This is a genomic window from Saccharopolyspora sp. ASAGF58 (assembly GCF_012277335.1).
Lineage (GTDB): Bacteria > Actinomycetota > Actinomycetes > Mycobacteriales > Pseudonocardiaceae > Saccharopolyspora > Saccharopolyspora hattusasensis.
The window spans coordinates 3,711,199-3,737,045 of record NZ_CP040605.1 but is presented as its reverse complement, the minus strand read 5'-3'; the positions used below and the strand labels follow the sequence as shown (position 1 = coordinate 3,737,045).

At 68.8% G+C, this 25,847-nt stretch carries 24 protein-coding genes; 8 read left to right on the top strand and 16 right to left on the bottom strand.

Annotated features, from left to right (window positions below):
• Window positions 1-24: 24 nt before the first annotated feature.
• The 4 genes from FDZ84_RS17860 to FDZ84_RS17845 all read right to left on the bottom strand — a co-directional run bounded on the left by FDZ84_RS17860 (window position 25) and on the right by FDZ84_RS17845 (window position 3,034).
• Window positions 25-165, bottom strand: coding sequence for a hypothetical protein (locus FDZ84_RS17860; RefSeq protein WP_168586847.1), 141 nt, complete (start codon window positions 163-165; stop codon window positions 25-27).
• Between the two features lie 273 nt (window positions 166-438).
• Complete coding sequence (locus tag FDZ84_RS17855) at window positions 439-1,512, bottom strand: LysR family transcriptional regulator (protein ID WP_168586846.1); 1,074 nt, start codon at window positions 1,510-1,512, stop codon at window positions 439-441.
• A 471-nt stretch (window positions 1,513-1,983) separates the two neighbouring features.
• Window positions 1,984-2,304, bottom strand: a complete 321-nt coding sequence (locus tag FDZ84_RS17850; RefSeq protein WP_371812900.1) for a fumarylacetoacetate hydrolase family protein — start codon at window positions 2,302-2,304, stop codon at window positions 1,984-1,986.
• A 274-nt stretch (window positions 2,305-2,578) separates the two neighbouring features.
• Complete coding sequence (locus FDZ84_RS17845) at window positions 2,579-3,034, bottom strand: MarR family winged helix-turn-helix transcriptional regulator (RefSeq protein ID WP_168586845.1); 456 nt, start codon at window positions 3,032-3,034, stop codon at window positions 2,579-2,581.
• A gap of 78 nt (window positions 3,035-3,112) precedes the next feature.
• Between FDZ84_RS17845 and FDZ84_RS17840 the strand changes: the two genes are divergently transcribed.
• A complete protein-coding gene (locus FDZ84_RS17840; protein WP_168586844.1) occupies window positions 3,113-3,895 on the top strand; it encodes a dioxygenase in 783 nt (260 codons plus the stop codon).
• Between the two features lie 45 nt (window positions 3,896-3,940).
• Here the strand turns inward: FDZ84_RS17840 and FDZ84_RS17835 are convergent, their stop codons facing one another.
• Together FDZ84_RS17835 and FDZ84_RS17830 are read right to left on the bottom strand one after the other, a co-directional pair.
• Entirely contained in the window at window positions 3,941-4,729 is a 789-nt protein-coding gene (locus FDZ84_RS17835; RefSeq protein WP_168586843.1) for an IclR family transcriptional regulator, read from the bottom strand.
• A gap of 236 nt (window positions 4,730-4,965) precedes the next feature.
• On the bottom strand, window positions 4,966-5,877 hold the full coding sequence (locus FDZ84_RS17830) for a pseudouridine-5'-phosphate glycosidase (RefSeq protein ID WP_210435721.1): 912 nt from the start codon (window positions 5,875-5,877) through the stop codon (window positions 4,966-4,968).
• An 80-nt stretch (window positions 5,878-5,957) separates the two neighbouring features.
• Here FDZ84_RS17830 and ileS point away from each other — a divergent pair, with 80 nt between their 5' ends.
• Window positions 5,958-9,089, top strand: coding sequence for an isoleucine--tRNA ligase (ileS, locus tag FDZ84_RS17825; RefSeq protein ID WP_168586841.1), 3,132 nt, complete (start codon window positions 5,958-5,960; stop codon window positions 9,087-9,089).
• 48 nt (window positions 9,090-9,137) lie between these two features.
• On the opposite strand, the gene FDZ84_RS17820 is transcribed toward ileS, so the two are convergent.
• The 3 genes from FDZ84_RS17820 to FDZ84_RS17810 all read right to left on the bottom strand — a co-directional run bounded on the left by FDZ84_RS17820 (window position 9,138) and on the right by FDZ84_RS17810 (window position 12,748).
• On the bottom strand, window positions 9,138-9,926 hold the full coding sequence (locus FDZ84_RS17820; protein ID WP_168586840.1) for a trypsin-like serine protease: 789 nt from the start codon (window positions 9,924-9,926) through the stop codon (window positions 9,138-9,140).
• Between the two features lie 907 nt (window positions 9,927-10,833).
• Window positions 10,834-11,493: a response regulator transcription factor gene (locus FDZ84_RS17815; protein ID WP_168586839.1), complete on the bottom strand. Its 660-nt coding sequence runs from the start codon at window positions 11,491-11,493 to the stop codon at window positions 10,834-10,836.
• On the bottom strand, window positions 11,486-12,748 hold the full coding sequence (locus FDZ84_RS17810; RefSeq protein ID WP_168586838.1) for a sensor histidine kinase: 1,263 nt from the start codon (window positions 12,746-12,748) through the stop codon (window positions 11,486-11,488). The genes FDZ84_RS17815 and FDZ84_RS17810 overlap by 8 nt, the downstream gene beginning before the upstream one ends.
• Window positions 12,749-12,942: 194 nt before the next feature.
• On the opposite strand from FDZ84_RS17810, the gene FDZ84_RS17805 reads away from it, so the two are divergent.
• From FDZ84_RS17805 to FDZ84_RS17795, 3 genes are all read left to right on the top strand, one after another.
• Entirely contained in the window at window positions 12,943-14,460 is a 1,518-nt protein-coding gene (locus FDZ84_RS17805; RefSeq protein WP_168586837.1) for a glycosyltransferase family 39 protein, read from the top strand.
• A 283-nt stretch (window positions 14,461-14,743) separates the two neighbouring features.
• Window positions 14,744-15,283, top strand: coding sequence for a PH domain-containing protein (locus tag FDZ84_RS17800; protein WP_168586836.1), 540 nt, complete (start codon window positions 14,744-14,746; stop codon window positions 15,281-15,283).
• On the top strand, window positions 15,280-16,830 hold the full coding sequence (locus FDZ84_RS17795) for a PH domain-containing protein (RefSeq protein WP_168586835.1): 1,551 nt from the start codon (window positions 15,280-15,282) through the stop codon (window positions 16,828-16,830). The genes FDZ84_RS17800 and FDZ84_RS17795 overlap by 4 nt, the downstream gene beginning before the upstream one ends.
• 61 nt (window positions 16,831-16,891) lie before the next feature.
• On the opposite strand, the gene FDZ84_RS17790 is transcribed toward FDZ84_RS17795, so the two are convergent.
• The 3 genes from FDZ84_RS17790 to FDZ84_RS17780 all read right to left on the bottom strand — a co-directional run bounded on the left by FDZ84_RS17790 (window position 16,892) and on the right by FDZ84_RS17780 (window position 19,971).
• Window positions 16,892-17,083 (bottom strand): DUF397 domain-containing protein, encoded by a 192-nt coding sequence (locus FDZ84_RS17790; protein ID WP_168586834.1) that lies wholly within the window; start codon window positions 17,081-17,083, stop codon window positions 16,892-16,894.
• Complete coding sequence (locus FDZ84_RS17785) at window positions 17,084-17,935, bottom strand: helix-turn-helix transcriptional regulator (protein ID WP_168586833.1); 852 nt, start codon at window positions 17,933-17,935, stop codon at window positions 17,084-17,086.
• Between the two features lie 302 nt (window positions 17,936-18,237).
• The gene (locus tag FDZ84_RS17780) at window positions 18,238-19,971 is read right to left on the bottom strand and encodes a pyruvate dehydrogenase (RefSeq protein WP_168586832.1); all 1,734 of its coding nucleotides are present in this window, start codon (window positions 19,969-19,971) and stop codon (window positions 18,238-18,240) included.
• A gap of 183 nt (window positions 19,972-20,154) precedes the next feature.
• Between FDZ84_RS17780 and FDZ84_RS17775 the strand changes: the two genes are divergently transcribed.
• Complete coding sequence (locus FDZ84_RS17775) at window positions 20,155-20,322, top strand: hypothetical protein (protein WP_168584104.1); 168 nt, start codon at window positions 20,155-20,157, stop codon at window positions 20,320-20,322.
• Window positions 20,323-20,375: 53 nt separating this feature from the next.
• Window positions 20,376-20,849, top strand: a complete 474-nt coding sequence (gene bcp / locus FDZ84_RS17770; RefSeq protein WP_168586831.1) for a thioredoxin-dependent thiol peroxidase — start codon at window positions 20,376-20,378, stop codon at window positions 20,847-20,849.
• A 52-nt stretch (window positions 20,850-20,901) separates the two neighbouring features.
• Here the strand turns inward: bcp and FDZ84_RS17765 are convergent, their stop codons facing one another.
• Together FDZ84_RS17765 and FDZ84_RS17760 are read right to left on the bottom strand one after the other, a co-directional pair.
• Complete coding sequence (locus tag FDZ84_RS17765; protein WP_168586830.1) at window positions 20,902-21,660, bottom strand: sulfite exporter TauE/SafE family protein; 759 nt, start codon at window positions 21,658-21,660, stop codon at window positions 20,902-20,904.
• Between the two features lie 178 nt (window positions 21,661-21,838).
• Window positions 21,839-23,017 carry an Ig-like domain-containing protein gene (locus FDZ84_RS17760; protein ID WP_168586829.1) on the bottom strand — a complete coding sequence of 393 codons (1,179 nt, stop codon included), beginning with the start codon at window positions 23,015-23,017 and terminating at the stop codon, window positions 21,839-21,841.
• A 511-nt stretch (window positions 23,018-23,528) separates the two neighbouring features.
• Here FDZ84_RS17760 and FDZ84_RS17755 point away from each other — a divergent pair.
• On the top strand, window positions 23,529-24,425 hold the full coding sequence (locus tag FDZ84_RS17755) for a hypothetical protein (RefSeq protein WP_168586828.1): 897 nt from the start codon (window positions 23,529-23,531) through the stop codon (window positions 24,423-24,425).
• A gap of 42 nt (window positions 24,426-24,467) precedes the next feature.
• On the opposite strand, the gene rdgB is transcribed toward FDZ84_RS17755, so the two are convergent.
• Window positions 24,468-25,073, bottom strand: a complete 606-nt coding sequence (rdgB, locus tag FDZ84_RS17750; protein WP_168586827.1) for an RdgB/HAM1 family non-canonical purine NTP pyrophosphatase — start codon at window positions 25,071-25,073, stop codon at window positions 24,468-24,470.
• Window positions 25,070-25,825: a ribonuclease PH gene (rph, locus tag FDZ84_RS17745; RefSeq protein WP_168586826.1), complete on the bottom strand. Its 756-nt coding sequence runs from the start codon at window positions 25,823-25,825 to the stop codon at window positions 25,070-25,072. The genes rdgB and rph overlap by 4 nt, the downstream gene beginning before the upstream one ends.
• Window positions 25,826-25,847 lie beyond the last annotated feature (22 nt).

Below are 25,847 nucleotides of genomic sequence, written 5' to 3'. Positions count from 1 at the left end.
GGTTCTCGAAGAAACCGCCGTCGATCATCGCCCGCGCCCCCGCCCCGATCTCCTCGGCGTGTATTCGTTGATCCCGTCCACATAGGTCTTGGCGTCTTCGAGGGCGAGGCGGCCGTACTTGGCGAGCTGGTCGTCGGAGTGCGGCGGCCGGGTGCCCAGCAGCATGTGCGCGACGAGCTCGATAAAAACGAAAGGCTTTCACGTTAATCTTGACCCGAATGTTCCATGCGAAAACCCAGGCAGACCAACGAAAACCGGCATCACGACTTACAGACTGCGGACAACCCCCACAACCTGTGGAAAACCCCGACAACCTGTGGGCAACCCCTAGAATCTGTGGGCAATTTTCCCAACTTGTGGATAACGCCCCAAACTGTGGATAACTTCCGCAATTTCAATGGAAATCAGAGGTCCGATTTCCATTGAAATTGCGGACCGTCAGGATGCTTTGGCGGGGACCACCTCGCCGCTCTTCCACTTGGCGTTCTCCAGCTCCAGCGCCGTCCACAGTAGATTAAGGGGGTGCTCGGCGTAGTAGCCCTGCCGCTCGCCTCGGCGCGTGAACGCACCCACCAGCACCTGCATCTTCGGCCCGACGTCGTTCACCAGCTCGATGGTGCGCAGGCCCTGGCCCTCCGGCAGCCGACCGTCGCCGGCCGCCTCACCCACCCCCTGCGTGACGATCATGCAGCCGTGCAGCAGCTCCGAACGCAGCAGGTCGAACCCGTAGCGGACGTCGTCGATCTCGGCGGCGATGTCGAGCTTGTCGCGGAAGTCGGTGCCGAACCAGCCGTGCAGGAATCCGGAGATCAGTCCGCTCGCCGGCACCACCAGCGGCACCGCGTGCAGTTCACTCGCGCGCATCACGCGGTTCGGCAACTGTTCGCCGGATAAGTTCGTGACCAGGCTCAGACCGCTGCGCCGCCACTCCATCACGTCGAATTCGGCCAGCACCGAGTCGTCCTCCGCGATCAGCACGCTACCGCAGACTAGATCCGCTTGCTTCGTGCGCAATGCGTCCAGCAACTCGCGGGTCCGCAAGTGCGTGACGCGCAAATCGATTCCGCGTTCCTGGAATTCCTCGGCCACGTGTTCTCCCGCATTGGCGAGGAAACCGAGAGTGAAGCGAGTGGTGCCGACCGTAACCGTTTCACCGCGAAGTCGTCTCGATTCGCGAACGCCGTCCAACCAGTCCGCCAAGGTGTCCCGCGCGATCTCCACGAAGGCTTCACCGGTGGCTGTGAACAACACCTTCTTTCCGCGCCCCTGCTTTACGACGAGTGGTTCTCCGCACAGCTGTTTGAAGTTCCGGTTCAGCGTGTCCAACTGCTTCTGCACGCTGGACTGCTCCCGCCCGAGCGATCGCGCCGCGGCCAGCGCGGTTCCCACCTCGTGCACCAGGACCAACGTCCGCAATTGGTCCATTGTGGTGTCCAGCAGCGCAGCCGGTGATTGCAGCAGGCGGCTGCGCAGGTCGGTCGCGGGCAAGCTTGCGGTTCCGGCTAACGGCACGGCTGCTTCCTTCTCTCTTCCCTTTCTCGCCGGAGTGTAGTGTGCCGAACTGATCTGCGTGTTAGAACTAATGATCTGCGGAATTTTTCCGGAAAGTGCTGGAAACCCGTGCGGCGCGGTGTAATGATCTGCCTCGCCCGAGTAGCGGTCCATCGTCGACCGCCCGGTGAACTCGGGGCAATTCGCACGGACGCGGGCTGCGGTGGCGTGGGCACCGCAGCCCGCCTGGAGAGGATTCGCGAAGCATCATGCGCACCACCACCGCTGCGTCCTGCCCGGGCGCGGCGTCGGACGACGTCTGTTCCCGCAGCGCGTGGGCCCGCGCAAGCTGGCCGCCTGATCTGGAATCGGCAGCGCCGCACTGGGGGTCGGCGCAGCGGAATTCCACAACGACGGAGGCCCGGCACCGAGAGGGGTCGGTGCCGGGCCTCCGTCTTCTCTGCTGCGAACGAGCCCAGGAACAGGCGTTTCTCAGGCGGACTTGAGTTGTTGGCGTTGGCGGCCGAGGCCGTCGATCTCCAGCTCCATCACGTCGGCGGCCGCCAGGTACGGGAACCGCCCGGACATCGCCATGCCCTCCGGCGTCCCGGTGTTGACCAGGTCGCCCGGCTCCAACGTCAGGTACTGCGACAGGTGCCGGACGATCTCCGCGACACCGAAGATCATGTCCGCTGTGTTGGAGTCCTGCCGCGCCTCGCCGTTGACGAACGAGCGCAGCTGCAGCGCCTGCGGGTCGGCGATCTCGTCGGCCGGGACCAGCCACGGGCCGACCCACGCGACTTCCTCCGGCATGCCGTCACGGCTGGTCGGCCGGGTGGGATGCGGGTGCACCCCGAGACCAGGTCGCAACGGCAACCCTCCGACCTTCCACGGAACCGGCCCGGAAGGCAATACCTCACGGGCGGAGCCGGACCTCACGGGCGGAGCCGGACCTCACGGGCGGAGCCGGACCTCACGGGCGGAGCCGGACCTCACGGGCGGAGCCGGACCTCACGGGCGGAGCCGGACCTCACGGGCGGAGCCGGACCTCACGGGCGGAGCCGGACCTCACGGGCGGAGCCGGCCGTCAAGCTCGGAGCGCGCGGGTCACCGCGCCGAGCCCTTCCGCGATGGCGCGCAACTGGTCGCGGTCGAGCACGTCGATTAGGTTCGCGCGGACCAGTTCCACGTGACCGGGCGCGGTCGCGCGCAGCTTCTCCCGGCCCGCTCCGGTGAGCCCGGCGACGACGCCCCGGTCGTCGGTGTCGCACGTCCGGCGGCGCACCAGCCCTGCCTTCTCCAGCTGGGTGACCTGGTAGGTCAGGCCGCTCTTCGAGGTCACCACCCGCTGGGCGAGCTCGGTCATGCGCATCTCGCCGTCGGGCTCGGCGGCAAGCCGGACCAGGATCTCGTACTGCGGGTGGGACAGCCCCGCCTGCTCGCGCAGTTGCTGCTCGACCCGCCGGGCGATCAGGTTGCTCGCCTCCACGAAGGCGTTCCAGGCGGCCATCTCGTCGGCGTCCAGCCAGCGCGGTTCCGTCATGCCACCACCCTAGCTTGTTCAAATTCGAACGACAGCGTAACTTGGGGTGTGGTTCAAATTCGAACTAGGAGGATCGCCATGACCGCACCGGCGGCGGACCGGATGCCCGCTCTCTACCTCAGCCACGGCGCGCCGCCGCTGGCCCACGACCCGCAGTGGCCCGACCAGCTCGCGGCCTGGTCCCGCGACCTGCCAAAGCCGAAGGCCATCCTGATCGTCTCGGCACACTGGGAGGAGGCGCCGCTGGCGATCGGAGCCACCACGACCGTGCCGCTGGTGTACGACTTCTGGGGTTTCCCCGAGCACTACTACTCGGTCCAGTACGCCGCGCCCGGCGCGCCGGAACTCGCCGCCCGGGTGCGCTCGCTGGTGCGCAGCCCGGACACGCCGGTGCAGGACTTCCCGGAACGCGGCCTCGACCACGGCGCGTACGTGCCGTTGAAGGAGATGTACCCGGACGCCGACGTGCCGGTGCTGCAGATCTCCATGCCGACGCTGGAGCCGGAGCGGCTGATGCGCATCGGGCGGGCGCTGGAACCGCTGCGCGACGAAGGCGTGCTCATCGTGGGCAGCGGCTTCTTCACGCACAACCTCGCCGCACTGCGCGCCGAGACCACGCCGAGCTGGTCGACGGAGTTCGACGACTGGGGCGCGCGGGCCCTCGAAGCGCGCGACGTGGACGCGCTGCTCGACTTCCAGCACAAGGCCCCGGCGGGCGCCCTGGCGCACCCCCGCACCGAGCACTTCGCGCCGCTGTTCGTGGCGCTGGGCGCGGCGGGCAAGGACCTCGACCAGCAGAAGATCGCCATCGACGGCTTCTGGTGGGGCCTGGCCAAGCGCTCCATCCAGTTCGGTTCGTGAGTGCCAAAACCGGTTCTTACCGGCTTTGGCACTCACGAAGCCTGATCAGCGGCGGAGCTGGTGCTCGACGGAGGCGACCACATTGGACAGTGGCGTGCGGGTCTCATCGGCCCAGTCCGGCCCGCAGCGCGGCGTCGGCGCGGAGACCGACATGGCCGCCACGACCTCGCCCGAGTGGTCGCGGATCGGCATCGCGACGCAGCGGCAGCCGACGATGTACTCCTCGTCGTCGACGGCGAAACCGCGCACCCGGGCCTGCTCGATCTCGGCGTGCAGCTCGGTCGGATCGGTCACGGTGTGCTCGGTGAAGGGCGCCAGCTCCACGTCGCGGTAGCGGCGCTCCAGTTCGTCGTCGGACAGCCCGGCCAGCAGCGCCTTGCCCAGCCCGACGGCGTGCGCGGGCAGCCGCATGCCGACCGCGGATACCAGCTTCATCGGCTGCGGCGATTCGGCGATGGCGATGTAGACGTTCTCGATGCCGTCCAGCCGGGACAGCTGCACGGTCTCGCCGGTCTCCTGCGCGAGCCGCTCCATCAGCGGCAGCGCCAGGCCGACGATGTCGCGGTGCCCGGTGTAGCCCTGTCCGACGGTCCAGGCCTTCAGCCCCAGCCCGTAGGTGCGGGTGGTCTGGTCGAACTCGGCGAAGCCGCGGTGCACCAGGGTGCCGAGCAGGCCGTGCACGCTGGACAGTGGCAGCCGGAGGGTTTCGGCGATGTCGCTGAGCCGGTGCCGGCCCCGGGAGAGCAGCTCGAGGATGACCAGCGCGCGGTCGGCGGATTTGACCACGTTCTGGCCGCTGCCCGCCTGCTCAGCGGTGGCCGGTTCCGCCTTCACGCCGAAGTTCCTCCTGCTCCGTTGCCGCCGCGCTCCCCCGCACGACCTACTGAACAGTACAGCGGGCGAGCCGGGCCCGCGCAGCTCGTCCAGGAGACGCAGGCAGGGCTGCTCCAACAAGCCCGTGAGTGCTTCTGGGGCCTACGGCGCCCAATATCGCTCACGGGACTTGACCTGTGGAAACGAACACCAAGTCGGCACGCTGCGATCGCCGCGCGAGTCGATCCCCCCGGGCTTTACCCGGCCAGGGCGGTGGCTATTTCGGTGGCCAGGGCGATGTTGTTGCGGTACACCGCGATGTTGACCGCCAGGCTCCGGCCGCCCGTTGCGGTGCGCATCCGGTCGAGCAGGAACGGCGTGATGTCGTGGCCGCTGACGCCCTGCTCCCGGGCCTGCTCCCAGGCCTCGGCCAGCGCCCGGTCGTGCAGCGCCGGGTCCAGCTGCTCGTCCGCCGGCACTGGATTGGCCACCAGCACCGCCGAACGCAGGCCCAGCTCGTCGCGGGCCGTCACCACCGCCGCGACCTCGGCCGGTGCGCCGGCGGAATGCTCGATCACGTGGCCGGAATCGGCGACGTAGAAACCCGGGAAGCGCAGCGTCCGGTAGCCGAGCACCGGGATGTTCAGCGTCTCCAACCGCTCCAGCGTCGCGGCGACATCCAAGATGGATTTCGCCCCGGCGCTGACGACCACCAGCGGCGTCGCGGCCAGGGTCACCAGGTCGGCGGATTCGTCGAAGCTGGTCGCCGCGCCGTGGTGCACCCCGCCGAGCCCGCCGGTGGCGAAGACCCGGATTCCGGCACGGTGCGCCAGGAACGACGTCGCCGCGACGGTGGTCCCGGCGTTGCGCCCCTTGGCGGCGGCGATCGGCAGGTCCCGGACGCTCGCCTTCACCGCGGCACGGTCGCCGGCCAGCCGGTCGAGCTGCGCGCCGGTCAGGCCGACCGTCGCGACCCCGTCGATGACGCCGATCGTCGCGGGCACCGCGCCGGCGGCCCGGACCTGCTGCTCGGCGACCCGGGCGACCTCGCCGTTGTCCGGGCGCGGCAGCCCGTGGGTGATGATCGTCGACTCCAGCGCCACGACCGGGCGCCGCTGCGCGACGGCGCGCCGGACTTCCTCGGACACCACCGGCAACGCCATTCGCACCTCCACCGCGGCCGGGCCCGGACGCAGCGTCGCGGGAAACTCCTTGGGTCCGAACGCCCCGAAGATGTGAGCATATAGGGATGCACCAGCCGGGTACGCCGTTTCGGCCAGTCGCACCCACGATCGAACTGCCCGCGATGGAGCGGCAGATCATCGAGTGGTGGCGCGCCCGCGAGGTGTTCGAGCGCAGCCTCGCCCAGTCGGCGGGCGGTCCGCGCTGGGTGTTCTACGAGGGCCCGCCGACGGCGAACGGGACCCCCGGCACGCACCACGTCGAGGCGCGGGCGTTCAAGGACGTCTTCCCGCGGTTCAAGACGATGAAGGGCTTCTCCGTCCCGCGCCGCGCGGGCTGGGACTGCCACGGGCTGCCGGTGGAACTTGCCGTGGAGAAGGAACTCGGCATCAGCGGCAAGCCGGACATCGAGCGCATCGGCGTCGCCGAGTTCAACGCCCGCTGCCGGGAGTCGGTGCAGCGCTACGTCGGCGAGTTCGAGGCCGTGACGAGGCGGATGGGTTACTGGATCGACCTGTCCGAGGCGTACTGGACGATGTCGCCGGGCTACGTGGACAGCGTGTGGTGGGCGCTAAAGCAGATCTTCACCGTCGGCCTGCTGGTCGAGGACTACCGGGTGGCCCCGTACTGCCCGCGGGACGAGACGACGCTGTCCGACCACGAGGTCGCGCAGGGCTACGAGAACGTGCACGACCCGTCGGTTTACGTGCGGTTCCCGGTCGACGGTCCGGTCGCCGGGCACCACAACGTCGAGCTGCTGATCTGGACGACCACGCCGTGGACGCTGGTGTCCAACACTGCGGTCGCGGTGCACCCGGCGGTCGACTACCAGGTGGTGCGCACCGTGCGCGGCACCTTCGTGGTGGCCGAACCGCTGGTCGAGGCGGTGCTGGGCGAGGACGGCGAGGTGCTCGCGACGCTACCGGGCACCGAGCTGGCCGGATTGCGGTACCGGCGGCCGTTCGACCTGATCGACATCCCGGACGCGCACCGCGTCGTGCTCGCCGAGTACGTGTCCACAGAGGACGGTACCGGCCTGGTGCACCAGGCGCCGGCCTTCGGGGCCGACGACCTCGCCGTCTGCCGCGAGAACGACCTCCCGGTGGTGAACCCGATCGGCGGCAACGGCCGGTTCTCCGAGGCCGTCCCGCTGGTCGGTGGCATGTTCTTCAAGGACGCCGACGGGGTCCTCGTCGAAGACCTCCAGCACCGCGATTTGCTGCTGCGCTACAGCACTTTCGAGCACCCATACCCGCACTGCTGGCGTTGCCACACGCCGCTGATGTATTACGCGCAGCTGTCCTGGTACATCCGGACCACGGCTATCCGGGAGGCGCTGCAACGCGAGAACGAGCGCACGAACTGGTTCCCGGAGAACGTCAAGCACGGCCGCTACGGAAACTGGCTGGACAACAACGTCGACTGGGCGCTGTCGCGCAGCCGCTACTGGGGCACGCCGCTGCCGCTGTGGCGGTGCCCGGAGAACCACGTCACCGCGGTCGGTTCCCGCGCCGAGCTCGGCGAGCTGACCGGCCAGGACTTCACCGAGCTGGACCCGCACCGGCCCTACCTCGACGAGATCGAGTTCCCCTGCCCGGCCTGCGGGCGTTCGGCCGCGCGGGTGCCGGAGGTCATCGACGCGTGGTTCGACTCGGGCTCGATGTCTTTCGCCCAGCTCGGCTACCCGCACGCCCCGGGCAGCGCCGCGGAGCTGGCGACGAGCTACCCGGCGCAGTACATCTGCGAGGCGATCGACCAGACCCGCGGCTGGTTTTACACGCTGATGGCGGTCGGGACGCTGCTGTTCGACCGCTCGGCGTACGAGAACGTGGTGTGCCTGGGGCACATCATGGCCGAGGACGGCCGGAAGATGAGCAAGCACCTCGGCAACGTGCTGGAGCCGCTGCCGCTGATGGAGGCCCACGGCGCCGATGCCCTGCGGTGGTTCATGCTCTGCACCGGTTCGCCCTGGTCGGCACGGCGGGTGGGGCACGGGCCGCTGCAGGAGATCGTCCGCAAGGTGCTCATGACGTACTGGAACACCGCGTTGTTCTTCACCCGCTACGCCTCGCTCGCCGACTGGATCCCGGCGGATGCCGATCCGCCCGCCGAGCGCCCGATCCTCGACCGCTGGGTGCTCGCCAAGCTCAACCGGCTCGCCGGGCAGGTCGACGTGCGGTTGGAGGCCTACGACACCGCGGGCGCCGGTCGGGCGCTGGCGGAGTTCGTCGACGACCTGTCGAACTGGTACGTCCGCCGCTCGCGGCAGCGGTTCTGGGACGGCGACGTCAACGCCCTGAGCACGCTGTACGACTGCCTGGACGTGCTCACGAGGCTGCTCGCGCCGTTCGTGCCCTTCATCACCGAGCGGGTGTGGCAGGACGTCGTCCGCCCCGGGGCACCCGAGGCGCCGGAGTCGGTGCACCTGGCGGCCTGGCCACTCCCGGATCTGGCGCTGGTCGACGGCGCCCTGCTGTCCCAAGTGGACACCGAGCGCCAGCTCGCCGAAGCCGGCCGCGCGGCGCGCAAGAGCAGCGGCATCAAGGTGCGCCAGCCGCTGGGCCGCGCGCTGGTCAGCGCCGCGTTGCCGCCGGAGCTGCTCGCCGACCTCGCCGAGGAGCTGAACGTGCGGCGCATCGAGCCGCTCGACGCAGCGGGCGAAGTGCTGGACGTGTCGGTGAAGCCGGACTTCCGGGCCTTGGGCAAGCGATTCGGCAACCGCACCCAGCAGGCCGCGGCGGCGGTCAACGCGGCGGATCCGGCCGCGCTGGCCCGGGAACTGCGCTCGACGGGGCGCGCCGCGATCGAAGTCGACGGCAAGACCGAGCCGCTCACCAGCGATGACGTGATCATCAGCGAGGTTCCGCGCACCGGCTGGGTGGTGGAGTCGCAGCGCGGGATGATCATCGCGCTGGACACCTCGATCACCCCGGAACTCAAGCGCGCGGGGCTGGCCCGCGAGGCGATCCGCTTCGTGCAGGACTGCCGAAAGCAGGACGGGCTCGACATCGCGGACCGGATCGCGCTGCGCTGGCGGGCGACCGGCGAACTCCGCGAGGCGCTGCTGGCGCACGTCGACGAGATCGCCGCCGCCGTCCTGGCCGTCGACGTCGCCGAATCCGCCAGCGCCCCCAAGGAATTCGTCGAGCACGCCGAACCCGAGCTCGACCTGGCGGTGTGGTTGCGCAAAGCGCAGTGAAGGCCGTGGGCGGCGAACCACCCACGGCCTTCGGCCGGTGCTGGCCGGTCAGGAACCGATCTGCGCCTGGATGTCGTCGTGGTACGTGCCGACGCGGGCGTACACACCCGGCTTGCCCGGGCGGGCGCAGCCCTCGCCCCACGAGGTGACGCCGATCAGCTTGTTCTCCACGACCATCGGGCCGCCCGAGTCGCCCTGGCAGGTGTCCACGCCGCCTTCCGGCACCCCGGCACACACCATGGCGTCCGGGTTGTACACGCCGTACGCGCCCTTGCAGGTGTCGTCGGAGGTCACCGGCGCGGTGGCCTTCTGCAGGTTGTCGGCCTGCTGGCCGCCCTCGGAGGTGTTGCCCCAGCCCAGGATGGTCGCCGGGGTGTCCGGCGCGTAGCCCGGGTCATCGGCCTTGGCGAGCTCGATCGGGGCCTCCTGCACCGGTGCTTCGAGGGTGAGCACCGAGACGTCGAAGCCCCGCGAGGCGCCCTGGAATCCGGGGTGCACCCAGACGTCGGTCACCTTCGAAACGGTGCCCTCGTCCGAGCTGATCACGGTGCGGCCGCTGACCACGTTGATGTCGGCCGGCTGCGAGCCGACGGTGCAGTGCGCGGCGGTGAGCACCTTGTTCGGGGCCACCAGCGAGCCACCGCAGAACTGCTGACCGCTCGGGGTCACCAGCGCGACGGTGAACGGGTGGTCGGCGATGTTGGCGTCTTCGCCGCCGACGATGTACGGGATGACGTCCGACGGCTGCGCTTGCGCGACGGATGCAGTGGTAAGCGCGGCGACGGCGATCGCGGTGACTCCGGCGAGCCGGGCCAGGTGACGTGGGGCATCGACCATCGTTGCTTCTCCTTGTCCCAAGGGTCGCTGCGCATCAGGCCCGGCGGCCTGCCTTTCCCTCGGGTCCGTTACGCACAGCGACGAACCTGATCGAAACGATAACGGCGCCCGCACCCACCGGGATAGCCTCCGATTTTGCCGGTTTAACCAGTCTGCGCAACCACTTTCCACAACTCGAAGGCCGGCGACGACCGCTTCCTGTTTCCCACGAGCAGATCCCGCACGGTCAAGGCACCCGCCGAAGCCCAATCGCCCGCACGGCCCAGAGTTCAGAGGCCCCGGCTACAACGCACCCACCGCAAAACCAAGCAAAGACAAGCAGAGCATGTGGCGTCACCGAGTCCGCTAACGCCGCACGAACTCAAACCACAGCAAGACCGAAGCCGCAACGCCCACTGCGCAACCGGCCAACGTCGGGCAAACGGCGCAGCCGCTTTCTCTTTGCCACCCGAGAAACAGCACTTCGAACTCCGGTGCGGCCGGTGTCGGGTGCCGTTGCCGCAGGTCAGGTGTCGTGAGTGCGAAATCCGGCTCTTACCGGTTTTCGCACTCACGACTGGTGACCAGGCACGATGGCTCCTCTGCGTGGGTTCGAAGACGGGCTCTGAGGTTCCGCTGCCTGCACTGCCAAGCAAGCCAAGGCTGGAACACCAACCAACGAAGATGTCCCCGGTGCACCCCGATTTGCACCGGGGACACCTCAACCTCGGCCGGACGCCTCCGACCGGTGTTCGCCATCGATCCCCGAACCGATGGCAAGCACGCTCCAAGGCCCCGACCGCCTTGACCGGAACGTGCTACGTCATGGTTTACACAATCTTCGGCGGAATTTTCCAGAGCCAATCGGCGCAGCCCGCTCGGTTGAACGTTGAACCTCTCGGCGTAACCGCTGCTGGGACCGGGCGGATTACCTCGGCACCAGGCCCGCGTCGTATGCGAGCAGCCCGGCCTGGAGCCGGTTCGCGCAGGACAGCTTCACCAGCATCCGCGACACGTAGCTCTTCACCGTCGCCTCCGACAGGTAGAGGCGTTCGGCGATCTGCGCGTTGGACAGGCCCTGCCCCAGGCAGGTGAGCACCTCGATCTCGCGATTGGTGAGGTCCCGCACCAGTTCCACGGCCCGCTGCCGGGTGTTCTGCTCGTCGGCGGACGCCGCGAGCAGCCGCTTCTTCGCCTCCTGGGAGAGCACCGTGTGCCCGTCGGCGGCGACCCGCACCAGCCCGATCAGGTCCTCCGGTGGCGTCGACTTGACCAGGAACCCGGCCGCCCCGGCCCGCAGCGCGCGCAGCACATACTTGTCGGCGTCGAAGGTCGTCAGCGCGACCACGGCCGGCGGGTCCGGCAGCTTGCAGATGCGTTCGATGCCGGTCAGTCCGTCCACGCCGGGCATCCGCAGGTCCATCAGCACCACGTTGGGCCGGTGCCGCACCACGCATTCGACGGCCGCCGCGCCGTCCTGCGCGTCGTCGACCACCTCGATGTCGTCCGCGGAGCCGAGGATGGTGCGCAGGTGCGCGCAGACCATCGGCTCGTCGTCCACCACGACGACCCGGATCGGATCACTCATCGCCGACCGCCTCCCCAGTGGGCACGTACGCAGGAAGCACCACGTCCAGCTCGAAGCCGCCGTCGGCACCGCGCCCGGCGTGGAACGTACCGCCGACCAGTTCCACCCGCTGTTGCAGCCCCAGCAGCCCGGACCCCGATCCGCTGCCCGCCAGGTCCGCGGCGGCGCGGCCCGGCGGCTCGGTGTTGCGGATGACCAACCGCAACCGGTCGTCGCTGTAGATCACGTGCACGCTCACCCGGGCCCCGAACGCGTGCTTGTGGACGTTCGTCAGCGCCTCCTGCACGACGCGGTAGGCGGTCCGCCCGACCGCCGCCGAGACCATCGCCGCAGCACCGTCCACAGTGAACTCCACCGGCACGCCGACGGCCTCGGACTGCCCGATCAGCTCCGTCAGGTCGGGCACCTCGGTCGGCGGGGTCGCGTCCGGCAGGCCGTCCTCGTCCGCCACGCCGCGCCGCAGCACGCCGACGAGGTCCCGCAGCTCCTCCAACGCCGCGCAGCCGCTGGTGCGCAGCTCCTCCGCCGCCCGCCTGGTCTCCGGGTCGTTCGCCGCGATCCCCAGCGCGCCCGCCTGCAGCACCATGAGGCTGACCCGGTGCGTGACGACGTCGTGCATCTCGGTCGCCAGCCGGGTCCGCTCGTCGGCCCGGGCCTGCTCGGTGAGCAGTTCCTGCTCGTACTCGACCCGCTCGACGCGTTCCTGCCACGCCAGCACCAGGCGGCGCCGAGCGCCGATGTAGAGGCCCAGGACGGCCGGGAGGATCGTCCAGACGACCCCCACGACGATGACGTCGCCGTTCAACTGCTCCCAGGGGCGGACCGCGAGCACGGTGGTGATGGCCACCATGTCCCAGGCGAAGAACTGCCTGACGCGGCCCCGCGCGTAGGCCGCGACGGCGTAGATGACCCACGGCGTGAGGCCCGGGATCCACGGATCGCTGTTCTGGTTGATCGCGAGCAGCGGCCCCGGCCCGGCCTCGATCAGCAGCACCTGCGCAATCGACAGCGCCGTGTTGAATGCCATGACCGACACCGGGAAGCGCCGCCTGACCAGCAACGACAGCAATAACCCTGTCATCAGCAGGTCGTTCGGCCAAAGCCCGCCGACCCAGTCGTACGCCTCGGGCGGGGTTTCCGAGGGGAAGAGGGCTTCGAGGACGCGGCCGAGCAGGTGCAATCCGATCACGAGGCCGACGTCGAACGCGGCTTCCCGCTTGGAGTTCCACAGCAGCCGCCACAACGGGCGCTTCACGTGGACCACCGTAGTTAACCGCGTCTTGGGAATCGGCGAAGTACCCACTCGCGGCCACGAGGCAGATACGAAAGTTGCGCCTGCCACCGGGCGGCACAACTTTCGGCCCGTGGAACCGCTACCAAGCGCGGTGTCGCCGAGATGATCAATCCGGGTTCAATGGGTGCACAATCCAACCGAGACCTGGGGGAACGATGCGCGCCGAGCTGCTAAGCCCGCAGCCAGCACCGCCTGCCGAACCCGGACTGCCGCCGCTCGCGAAGTGGCCGGTGTTCACCATCGCCGGCCTCGTCGCGGCCGCCCAGCTGGCGTTCAGCCCGTTCGGCGGCTTCTGGATCGACGAGGCGTACATGCTCGCGGCCGGGAAGCACCACCTGGACTGGGGCTACGTCGACCAGCCGCCGCTGGCACCGCTGATCGCCGCGGCGATGGACTGGATCGCACCGGGGTCGATGCTCGTGCTCCGGTTGCCCGCGGTGCTCGCGACCGCCGCGCTGGTCGTGCTGACCGCGCTGCTCGCCCGCGAGTTCGGCGGCGACCGGCGGGCCCAGGCGCTGGCCGCCGGGGCCGGCGCCACCGGCCTGTGGACCGCGCTGGTCGGGCACTGGATCACGCCCTACACGTTCGAACCGCTGCTGTGGCTGCTGCTCACGTGGACGCTGGTGCGCTGGGTTCGGCTGCGCGATCTGGGCCACCCCGATGATCGGCTGCTGCTGCTTTTCGGCGTGCTGCTCGGCATCAACATGCAGTTGAAGTTCCAGGTCGCGATCCTGTGCGTGGCGCTGCTGAGCAGCGTTCTCCTGGTCGGCCCGAGGGACGTCCTGCGCCGACCGAAGTTCTGGGGCGGCGTCGGCATCGCGGCGGTGATCGCCGTGCCGACGGTGCTCTGGCAGGCGCTGCACGGTTGGCCGCAGCTGCAGATGGGCGCGGTCGTCGCGGAAGAGTCGCCGATGCTGTCCGGGGGCCGCAGCGGAACCGCCGTGACCATGGTGCTCTACGCCGGCGTCGCAGGCGCCGCGCTGTTCCTGTTCGGGCTGTGGCGGCTCCTGCGCAACCCCGAGCTGCGCTCGTACCGGTTCCTCGCCATCACGACCTTGCTGCTGTACGTCTTCTTCGTCGCGACCGCCGCGCGGCCGTACTACCTGATCGGCCTCTACGGCGTGTCGATCGCCGCCGGGGCCGTGGGGTTCCAGCGGCGCCGGGAGTCCCGGCGCACCCGGTTCGGCTGGACGGCTTGGCCGGTGTACGCGCTTTCGGCCGCGGCGGCAGGATACATGCTGTCGGTGTCCGTCGCGCTTTCGGCCGCGGCGGCGGGATACATGATGTCGGTGTCCGTGATGACGACGTCGATGTTCGGGGTTCCGACGGCCGATTCGCTGGCCCGCGCTGCCTCTGCCGCCTACGCTGCGCTGCCGCCGGCACAGCGCTCGCGCACCGCGGTCGTGGGCGACAGCTACGTCATCGCCGCGATGCTCGAAGCCGGTGGGGCGCAACACGAATTGCCGGAGGTCTTCAGCCCGCACCGCGGTTACGGCTACTTCCCGCCGCCGACCGAGCGGATCGAGACCGTGCTCGTCGTCGGCGACTCGACGGCGCTGCGGCAGCAGTTCGCCGAGGTGCGGCAGGTGGGCAACGGCGAGGTCCCGATCTGGCTCTGCACCGGAAAACGCGGAACCTGGGCGGAGATCTGGCCACAGCTCAAGTCCCTTTGAGCCGCGGCTGGCGATTCCCGGGGCCGCCCGCTGCGACAATGGCGTCAGTGCGTGTGCGTGTGCGTGTGCGTGTGCGTGTGCGTGTGTGGGTGCGTGTGCGTGTGTGGGTGCGTGTGCGTGTGCGTGTGCGTGTGCGTGTGCGGTGTGGGAAGGGGGCCGCAATTTCCATTGAAATCGAAGGTCCGATTTCAATGGAACTTGCGTAGGACGGAGATCAGCCGGCGTCGGAGGTCCGCTACCCGCACCGCCACCCAAGACACGGTCGGAGACAGGTTCTTGACCGATGCGAAACAGAGAGGGGCCGACAGTGGCCACCCCGACGAATCCGAACTCCCCCGGGCTGCGGCTGCGGCCGCCGCGCAACCGGGTCGAGCGCCGCGCCATCGGCTGGTGGACGGTGCAAGCCCTGGTCCTCGTCGTCCCGCCGCTGGTCGCGCTGGCGATCACGGCGGTGCTCATCCCACCCGCGCGGTTCTGGCTGGTGCTCGCGCTGGTCGTGGTCGCCGCGCTGGGGGTGCCCTACACGCTGGTGATGCCGCAGTGGCGGTACCGCGTGCACCGCTGGGAAACCACCGAGGACGCCGTCTACACCGCAGCGGGCTGGCTGCGCCAGGAATGGCGCATCGCGCCGATGTCGCGGATCCAGACGGTGGACACCGTGCGGGGCCCGATCCAGCAGCTGTTCAACCTGTCCAGCGTCACGGTCACCACCGCGTCCGCCGCCGGCCCGCTGACGATCGACGGCCTGGACCGGGAGGTCGCGGCGGCGCTCGTCGAGCAGTTGACGGCCACCACGCAGGTCACCCCGGGGGATGCCACATGAGCAGCGTCATCGACGGGCAGTGGCGGCGCCTGGACCCGAAGACCATCGCGGCGGCCGCCACCCTGGTGCTGGCGCCGCTGGTGCCGACCGCGGCGGTCATGCTCCTGTCCAACGCCAAGCCGGCAACCTTGCTGATCACCACGCTGATCTGGGTCGGCATCGCGGTATTGATCGCCGGGTACGCCGCGGCCGAGTGGTGGCTCACCTGGTACCGGATCACCGAGGAGCGCTTCGAGCTGCGCCACGGGGTGCTGACCCGCAACCACCGCTGGATCCCGCGCGAGCGGATCCGCAGCGTGGACCTCACGGCGGACCCGGGCCACCGGCTGTTCCGGGTCACCACCGTCAAGATCGGCACCGGCGGCCAGGCGAGCGAGGGCAATGATCTCAAGCTCGACGCGATCTCCCGTCACCACGCCGAATCCCTGCGCCAGGAACTGCTGTTCGGCGGATCGTCCACTTCGGACACCGCGCCGCACGGCGATCCGGTCACCGTGCCGAACATCGCGGCGGGCACCGCTGCGGCGAGCGCCGAGCCGGGCGAGGCCGTGCTCGCCCGCCTCAACCCCGCATGGTTCCGCTACTCCGCGCTGACCTTCTCGTTCGTGCTGATCGTCTGGGGCGCGATCGGCTCGGCCGTCGGATCGTTCAGCGAACTGCTGAAGGCCTTCGGCTTCTTCGACTCCGTCGCACACGCCGTGCTGGTGTCGTCGCTGTGGCTGGTGATCGCGGCCGGACTCGTCATCGCCCTGGTGGTGGGCGCGTTAGGCGCCATCGCGTTGTCGGTGGAGATGTGGTGGGGCTTCCGGCTGACCCGGGAGCGGGGCGACACGCTGCGGGTGAAGCGCGGCCTGCTCACCACCCGGTCGATCTCGCTGGAGGAACGCCGCCTGCGCGGCGTCGAGCTCGCGGAACCGCTGCTGCTGCGCTGGGCCCGCGGGGCGCGGCTGCACGCCGTGGCCACCGGGCTGAACCAGAAGCAGGAAGAGCACCAGCCGGACAACAAGACGCTGCTGCCGCCGGCTCCCCGCGCGGAAGCGCAACGGGTGGCTGCCGAGGTCCTGCGGGAGGGAGGGCCGCCCACCGAAGGCGAATTGCGGCGGCATCCGCGGGCCGCGCTGCGGCGGCGCATTACCTGGGCTCTCGTGGCGGCGGTGCCGTTCATCGCGGCGGCCGCGGTGGCCGCGATGATCGGCTGGGTGCCGGCAGCCGTGCCCGCGGCAGTGGGGGTGGTCGCTGTAGCGGTGGCGCTCGGTTTCGCGGTGGACGCCTACCGGAGCCTCGGCCACCGGGTCGACGATCGCTACCTGATCGCGCGGTCCGGCACCGGAATTCGCCGCACGGTCGCCCTGCAACGCGACGGGATCATCGGCTGGCGCATCACCCGGACCGTTTTCCAACGGCGCTCGAACCTGATGAGCATCGGGGCAACGACTGCCGCCGGGAACAGCATCTACGAGGTGCACGACGTCGGCACCGGAGCTGGCCTGGCGATGGCGGAGGAAGCGGTGCCGGGGCTGCTGGCGCCGTTCCTCCAGCCGGGCTGACCCGTCGAGCGGTTCCGGTTGTTGGTGGCTCCGCTCCGGTGGTGAGCGGAGCCACTACCCGTCAGGAGCCGAAGCTGCCGTGCTTCAGGCCGCGGACGAACTCGTGCCAGCGTGGCACTGCAACGGTTATCTGACCGGCGGCTCGGTTCTTGGTGTCGCGAACCCCGACGCAGTCAGCCCCGAAGCCGACTTCGACGCACTGGCCCTGGCCCTGGGTCCGGGTGCTGGTGCGCCAGTCGGTGATGTTTGCCATCTACAGCTCTCCTATGCGTTGTTGGATGAGTTGAACGGAACCTTCCGGATCTACCGCATGCGCCCGTAAATGGTCCATCATGATGACGTAGTTAGACAGCTCGATCTCCCTTTCGAGGTAAAGCCCGCCCACATGGGTTTCCAGATAAACCACATCGGGATCGATGTGATTCGAGTAGCGGAGGATAACGAACGGGCCGGCCTGGGCCGGATGGGCACCCGCGTCCAGCGGCATCACCTGCAGCGTTACGTGCGGCATTTCCACCAGCTTGAGCACGTGCTCTAGCTGCCGGCGCAGCACCCCGTTGCCCCCGACGCAGCGCCGCAAGGCCGATTCCCCCACGACCGCCCACAACTCTACTAGCGGGTTCGGGCCGACGACCCGCTGCTGGCGCTGAATCCGCAGATCGACCCTCCGGGTAATTTCGGAATCGTCCGCTCGAATGAGCGTCGCTTTGGTCAACGCATGCGCATATTCACGTGTTTGGAGCAATCCCGGGATGGCCTCGGACTCGTACGTATGAATTGAAGACGCTTCGGCTTCCAACCCGACGTAGGTTTCGTACCACTCCGGCAGGACGTCGCTGTAGGAATGCCACCAGCCCCGCTTCCGGGCGTCCCGCACCAGGTTGATCAGCTGGTCCCGCTCGGCACCGTCCACCCCGTAGAAATCCAGCAAAGCGGATACGTCGCCGACCGATGGGGACCGCTTCGCGGTTTCGAACCGTCCGATTTTCGCTTGCGTGCAGCCGAGGTGGGTGGCGGCCTGCTGCTGGGTGACCTCGGCCTGCGCCCGCAGGCGGCGCAACTCGGCGGCAAGGCGACGACGACGCACCGTGGGACTGACTGTCATGATCTACATCCTCCACGGCTCTCCACGTTGCGTCACCACCCCATCACCCGTACAGAAATCGACCACCCGACTATTCCGGTGAATAGGGCGAATGGCTGAATGCACTCCGCAGAACGCGGCTCACCGGCGGAACGGGTCGCCGCGGGCTCGTTCCGCGCCGCATTGGACGGTGCCCGCGTTGTGCTGGCGGGCAAGCGAAACCGACGCGCGACGCCGCCGGTTCATGGGCGGCGACCAGCCGGCGCCCCAGGTTGAGGCGCCGCCCCGGCCGCGAACGCCGGCTTACGGCCGCGAACGTCGGCTTACGGCCGCGGCACGTTGCGCAGGTTGCTGCGCGCGAGCTGCACCATCTTGCCCACGCCGCCGGAGAGGACCGTGCGGCTGACCGCGAGCGCGAAGCCCTTCACCTGGTCACCGGTGATCCGCGGCGGGATCGACAGCGCATTGGGGTCGGTCACCACGTCCACAAGCGCCGGCCCCGGGCTGCGCAACGCGTCGGCCAGGGCATCGCGCACCTCGCCGGGCTTCTCCACCCGCACCGAGTGCATCCCGGCGGCGGCCGCAAGCGCGGCGAAGTCGACGTGGTCGTAGTCGGTGCCGAAGTCGGGCAGCCCGTCGACCAGCATCTCCAGCTTCACCATGCCCAGCGATGAGTTGTTGAACACCACGACCTTCACCGGCAGCCGATGGGTGCGCAGCGTCAGCAGGTCGCCGAGCAGCATCGACAGCCCGCCGTCCCCGGACATCGAGATCACCTGACGTCCCGGCTCGGCGATCTGCGCCCCGATGGCCTGCGGCAACGCGTTGGCCATCGAACCGTGCACGAAGGAGCCGAGCACCCGCCGCCGCCCGTTCGGCGTGATGTAGCGGGCCGCCCACACGTTGCACATCCCGGTGTCCACTGTGAACACCGCGTCGTCTGCGGCGAGGTCGTCGAGCACGTCCGCGACGTACTCCGGATGGATCGGCACCTGCGTCTCGACGTTGCGCGTGTAGGCGTCCACGACGCGCTCCAACTGGCCGGCGTGCTCGCGCAGCATCCGGTCCAGGAAGGACCGGTCCGACTTCTGCGGAACGCGCGGCAGGACGGCGCGGATGGTCTCCCCGACATCACCGTGCACGGCCAGGTCCAGCACCGTGCGCCGCCCGAGGTGGGCGGGCTCGATGTCGACCTGCACGGTGTTGGCCTGCGGCAGGAAGTTGTCGTAGGGGAAGTCGGTGCCCAGCAGCACGACCAGGTCCGCGCGGTGCATCGCGTCGTAGCAGGCGCCGTAGCCGAGCAGGCCGCTCATCCCGACGTCGAAGGGGTTGTCGTACTGGATCCACTCCTTGCCGCGCAGCGCATGCCCGACCGGAGCGTTCAACCGCCCGGCGAGTTCCATGACTTCCCGGTGCGCGCCGCGGGTTCCCGCGCCGCAGAAGAACATCGGCCGCTCCGCCCCGTTCAGCTTGCCGGCGAACGCGGCCACCTGGTCCTCGGACGGCACCACCACCGGTGGTTCGCACTCGACGATCCCGTGGCCGGTGGGACGGACCGCGGACTTCTGCGCGACGTCACCGGGCAGCACCAGCACGGAAACGCCGCGCCGACCGGCAGCGGTCTGGATCGCGGTGCGCAGCAGGCGCGGCATCTGCTCGGGCTGCGACAGCAGCTCGCAGAAGTGGCTGCACTCGTCGAACAGTTCCTCGGGGTGGGTTTCCTGGAAGAACCCGGTCCCGATCTGCTCGGACGGGATGTGCGACGCGAGCGCCAGCACCGGAGCCCCGCTGCGGTGCGCGTCGAACAAGCCGTTGATCAGGTGCAGGTTGCCCGGTCCGCAACTGCCCGCGCACACCGCGAGCCGCCCGGTCAGCTGCGCTTCCGCCCCGGCGGCGAAGGCCGCTGCCTCCTCGTGGCGCACGTGGACCCACTCGATGCCCTCGGTGCGGCGGACCGCATCGACCACCGGGTTGAGGCTGTCCCCGACTATGCCGTAGATCCGCCGGACCCCGGCTTGCACGAGCACTTCGATGAACTGGTCGGCGACGGTGGGCATGGTGATCCTCCGGCAGTCGGTGGGGGGCACGGCCACTCCCGTCTACGCGGGGTGCTCACGGCCCGCAACTCGAAATCCGTGATCACCCTTTCGAGGGACGCCGGTAACGAACCGGGCGAAAAAGTCGATCAGGTCCACGCCGGCTTCGATCGCCGGAATCCCAGCCACCCGAAGGGAATCGCGGTGTCCATCCGCCTATACACCACCTGCGCGCTGGCAGTGACCGCCTCGGCGGTCGCCGGACTGCTCGTCGGCGGATTCATCGCGACAGCGGACCGAGCCCCCGCCCAACCGCGGATCACCCAGGTCTCCCAGCTGATCCCCGCCAGCGGCGAGCTCCGGTCGGAGTGATCGTCGCTTTACCGCCCACGAACGGGTCGGGAGCATCGGCTAGCGTCGGGAGCATGAGCGAACAGAACCGACTCTCGACAGGCGACAAGGCACCCGAGTTCTCCCTGCAGGACGCCGACGGCAACACCGTGTCGCTAAGCGACTACCGGGGCCGGTCCGTGGTGGTCTACTTCTACCCGGCGGCGAGCACGCCCGGCTGCACCAAACAGGCCTGCGACTTCCGCGACAGCCTGGCGGTGCTGGGCGACGCGGGCTTCGACGTCCTCGGCATCTCCCCGGACAAGCCGGCCAAGCTGGCGAGCTTCCGCGACGCCGAGGGCCTGACGTTCCCGCTGCTGGCCGACGAGGACAGGTCCGTCATGACGGCGTGGGGTGCGTTCGGCGAGAAGCAGAACTACGGCAAGACCGTGCAGGGCGTGATCCGGTCGACCTTCGTGGTGGACCCGGAGGGCAAAATCGCCAAGGCGCTGTACAACGTCAAGGCCACCGGCCATGTGGACCGGCTCCGCAAGGATCTCGGAGTCTGACCGAACGGGCACCGACTCGGCCGGTGCCCCTCCCAACCGGACCTCCGCTGCGCTAGTCAAGCGCCATGTAGATCGCCACCCCGGCGGCGATCACGACGACCAGGTAGCGCAGCAGGTTCGACGGCAACTTCTGGGCGAGCTTGCCGCCGACGAAACCACCCAGCACCGTGGTCGGCACCAGCATCAGCACGGCGATCCAGTCGACCGGCGCGATCAGCGCATAGACGATCAGCGTGACCGCGCTGCCGATCATGCCCAGCCAGCTCTTCAGCGCGTTCAACCGGCGCATGCTGTCGGTGGCGGCGAGCACCAGGATCGCGATCAGGATGACGCTGCGCGCGCCGCCGAAGTAGCCGCCGTAGATCGAGGCGAGGAAGATCCCGACGGTCAGCAGCACGGTGCGGTCCGGAGCGTCCTCGCCGGGCGTCCCCAGCCACTTGCGGATGGTGTTCTGGAACGCCATCAGCACGGCGGACAGCCCCACCAGCACGGGCACGACGGCGTCGAAGACCTTGCCCGGCAGGACCATCAGCAGCACGCAGCCCAGCGCCGATCCGACGGCCGCGGCCACCGTGGTCAGCCACACCCGCCGCGGCGTTCCGGTGAGGTCCTTGCGTTGGCTGATCGCGGCCCCGACGAATCCGGGGCCCTGCGCCACCGAGTTGGTCACGTTGGCCACCAGCGGCGACATTCCGGTCGCCAGCAGAGCCGGGAAGACCAGCAGCGAGCCGCCCCCGGCCACGGCGTTGATCGCGCCGGACAGGAAGCCGACGACGACGAGCAGCGCCAGTTCGAGCCAATCTGTTAACACGACCTCTGAAGTTAGCTTCTGGAACTACTCAGGTTCACTCCGGGGCGAGGGGCATCACACCGCGCCGGTGCGGCGACCAGATCCGAGAGGACCATTGCCCCGGTCGGTAACGCCGTTATCGGTTCATAGCGCCGTTATCGAACCTCGCATGCCGACCACCTGGAGGCTCCAGGATTCGCTAGTGGAGGGCGCTACCGGCCTTCCACTTGTCCCAGGACAGCGACCAGTCGCCGTAGGTGTCCCACACCGGCAACGCCGGACCACCGGAGTTGGTGACCTCGACGACGTCGCCGAGCCCGAAGTGGTCGAAGAACCACTGCGCGTTGGCCTGGTCAAGGTTGATGCAACCGTGCGAGACGTTGGAACTGCCCTGCTGGGCAACGCTGGCCGGGTTCTCGTGGACGAACTCGCCGTCGTTGGAGATGCGTTCGGCGAAGAACTCGTCGGACCGGTACGCGTTCGGATCGGGCGGGCACACCCCGTAGGAGCAAGAGTCCATCGTGTACTTCTGCTGCTTGTCCGAGATCACGTGCGCACCGAGGTGCGTCGGGGTGACGTCCTTGCCCATGCTGATGGGCATCGTGTTGACGAGCTGACCGTTGTGGAAGATCTGCATCTGCTCGGTGTTGCCGTCCGCCTTCGCGATCCAGGAGTCGTGCACCGCGAAGTCGATGCTACGGTCGGTCTGCCCGTACACCCCGCCGCCCAGGTCGACGCCGTAGAGGTTGATCTTCAGCGAGACCTTCGTGCCCGGCTGCCAGTAGTTCTGCGGCCGGTAGTGCACTTCCTTGTCGGAAAGCCAGTACCAGCCCCCGGGCTGGTTGGGGGTGCTGCTGATCTGCAGCGCCTTCTCCGCGGCGGCGCGATCCTTGATGGAGTGGTCGAACCGGACGACGATGGGTTGACCGACACCCACGTCGTGGGTCGACGGCGCCGGGACGACGCTCGGGTACGCCTGCGCCGCGGGAGCGAGCGTGTGGATCGCCTTGTGCTGCGTGCTGGTCTTCCCGTCGCCGTCGACGACCGTCGCGGTCACGTCGTAGACCTTGGCGTAGGCGAGCACCTCGGTGGTGCGCCAGCTCGCCTGACCGTCCGCCATCTGCCCGGCGACCTGCTTGCCGTCGGGATTGGTCACGGTGACGGCCGTGAGCTTGCCGTTGTGGACCGACACGTCGATCGGCGTAGTCGGGTTCACCTGGTCGCCCCCGGCGGCCGTGATGTCGACGACCGGCGCGGGCTTGGGAGGCGCCTCGGCGCCCTGCCCGCCGCCTCCGGCCGGAGAGCACGCGGCCACCCCGATCAACGTCCCGAGAACAACACCTGCAACACACACCCGAAAGCGGACGAATTGCCTCATATTGCCTTGTCTCATTTGCTCACCCCACCTACAAGCGTAGTTTCACCTGCCACGAACGGATTACGGGGTGCGACAAGACAAGAGCGGCGGGATATCGCATGGGGGCAATAAATCCGAATTGAATGGAATTGCCCCGTATTGAATTACCGAGAGTTTTTCGATCACGACCTTTCGTCACGCCCCGCGCCCACCGCGACGACTCGCTGGACCGTGGGAGCCGCCCCGCCCGTCTGGGCCGACCGATCTGTCGCCGACCACCCGGGCACTGCTTTCTTGCCGGGACAACTACCCATCGTAGTTGACCAGCACATTTGTCCGGAATCGGCGATCCCGAGAAGATCGGCAGCGGAGTCTACCTGAGGGGGTCTCGTGTCCGGACTCGAAACAGCCTTCCTGCGTGTCGGCGGCGCGGTCGTCAAGCAAGTCGCCACGACCTGGCTGAGCAGGAAGAAGACGGAGAACCGCAGGATGCGGAGCTCACCGACGTGCGCTGCATCGGTTGGCGGCTCACGTGGCGGACGCCCGCCCCGCAGTCCAAAGAGAGCTTTGCTCCGCTTGGGATCTCTTCGACCCCGAAGTGTACGCCCGCACCGTTCTCAAGGACGCTGCCTTGGACAACGGTCACGTCGTGGCACGCAGCGTCGACCAAGTCGCGAACACCGAACACTTGCGATGCTTGCGCAACCTCGAAGTCGATATCACCAAGGACCGAGTAGCAGACCTGAAATTCCTTGAATCCGTCAGGGATCTCACCCGTCTCGCACTCTTCCCCAATGGAACGGTCTCCGCCGCTCCGCTGGCCGAACACCTGCAACTGCAAGAGCTCTACCTCCGTCGCGGCGGCAGGTGGACCGAACTGAAGGTGATTCGACGCCTGAGCAAGCTGCGAATTCTGGGCATTTACCAGCAACCGCACATGCGCAGCTTGACCTTCCTCGCGGACCTTCGATCGCTGGAGGGCATCGGGCTGTTCGGCATGGATCGGATCACTGACTACCAGCCGATCACGACGATGAGTTCACTGCGCTCGTTGACCATTACCGGTTTTCGCCGAGCCGACGCTCTTGCGCCGATCGCCGAACTGAGCGAGCTGCGAGGGCTGGCGCTGCACAACAGTAATGCAGCCGACTTTGAGCACGTACTTCCACGATTCAACAACGTGCAGAGGTGCAGAGGTTGGAAATCCGGAACTGCGCGATTTCGAGTCTGCAGGCTTTGTGCGATTTGTCTGCCCTCCGACATCTGTTGCTGTCGGCTTGCCCAGCGATCGCGGACTTGCGGCCTGTGCGGGAAATGGCGAGCCTGCACACCCTTGCGCTGCGGAACTTCGACAACATCGACCTCACGCCGCTGGCCGACCTGCAGCTGCAACTGTTCCTCAGCCGGGCAAGCACCTTCCGAGGTGTAGATCGCCTCGGCCCAGGCGTGCGGGTCAAGTGGTTCTGAACGCTCAGCCCGCCAGTTCGCGCAGCGCTGGGAGCAGCAGCCGGAGCGCTCGGCCCCGGTGGGAGTCGGCGTCCTTCTCCTCCGGGGAGAGCTCTGCGCTGGTTCGGGTTTCGCCTGCCGGGACGAAGACCGGGTCGTAGCCGAAGCCGTTGGCTCCGCGCTCCTCCCGGATCACCGTTCCTCGCCATTCGCCACGCACCACGGTTTCCGTGCCGTTCGGCAGCACCAGCGCCGACGCCGAGACGAATGCCGCGCCGCGGCGCTCGTCGGGGACGTCCGCGAGCTGGCCCAGCAGGAGGTCCAGGTTCGCCTGGTCATCGCCGTGCTTGCCGGACCAGCGGGCCGACAGGACGCCCGGCATGCCGTTGAGCGCGTCGACCGCGATGCCCGAGTCGTCGGCGACCGCGGGCAGGCCGGTGGCCTTCGCCGCGTCGGCGGCCTTCGCCACCGCGTTCTCCTCGAACGTCGCGCCCGTTTCCGGGGCTTCCGGGAAGTCCGGGACGTCGGCCAGCCCGACGACCTCCACGCCCGTCACGCCCTCGGCTTCCAGGATTCGGCGCAGTTCCACCAGCTTCTTTTGGTTGCGGGTGGCCAGCAGGACGCGGGTCATGCGGCGCTCCCCGGCAGCTCGCCCGGGTAGGGCTCGGCAAGCGCCGCGGCCTGCAGCTGGGCGAGCTTGGCGCAGCCGTCCAGCGCGAAGTCGATCATCTTGTCCATCGTGGACCGCGTGTAGGTGGCGCCCTCGCCGGTGCCCTGCACCTCCACCAGGGTGCCGTGGTCGGTGGCCACCACGTTCATGTCGACCTCGGCGCGGGAGTCTTCCTCGTAGGGCAGGTCCAGCCGCACCCGGCCATCCACCACGCCGACGCTGACCGCGGCGACCGAGCAGGACAGCGGCTTCGGGTCGGACAGCCGACCGGCCGCGCCCAGCCACGTCACCGCGTCCGCCAGCGCCACGTAGGCACCGGTGATCGCGGCGGTGCGGGTGCCGCCGTCGGCCTGGATCACGTCGCAGTCCAGCGTGATGGTGTTCTCGCCCAGCGCCGCCATGTCGATGCAGGCCCGCAGCGAGCGGCCGATCAGCCGGCTGATCTCGTGGGTGCGACCGCCGATGCGGCCCTTCACCGACTCGCGGGCGCTGCGGGTGTTCGTCGAGGACGGCAGCATCGCGTACTCGGCGGTCACCCAACCCAGCCCGGAACCGGTCCGCCAGCGCGGCACGCCATCCTGGACGCTGGCCGCGCACAACACCCGGGTCTTGCCGAATTCCACCAGCACCGACCCGGCCGGCCAGTCCTGGTATCCGCGGGTGATCCGCACCTCTCGGAGCGCGTCGTCGCTCCGCCCATCAGCTCGTGCCACGCCCCAACCCTAAGCCCGCCCT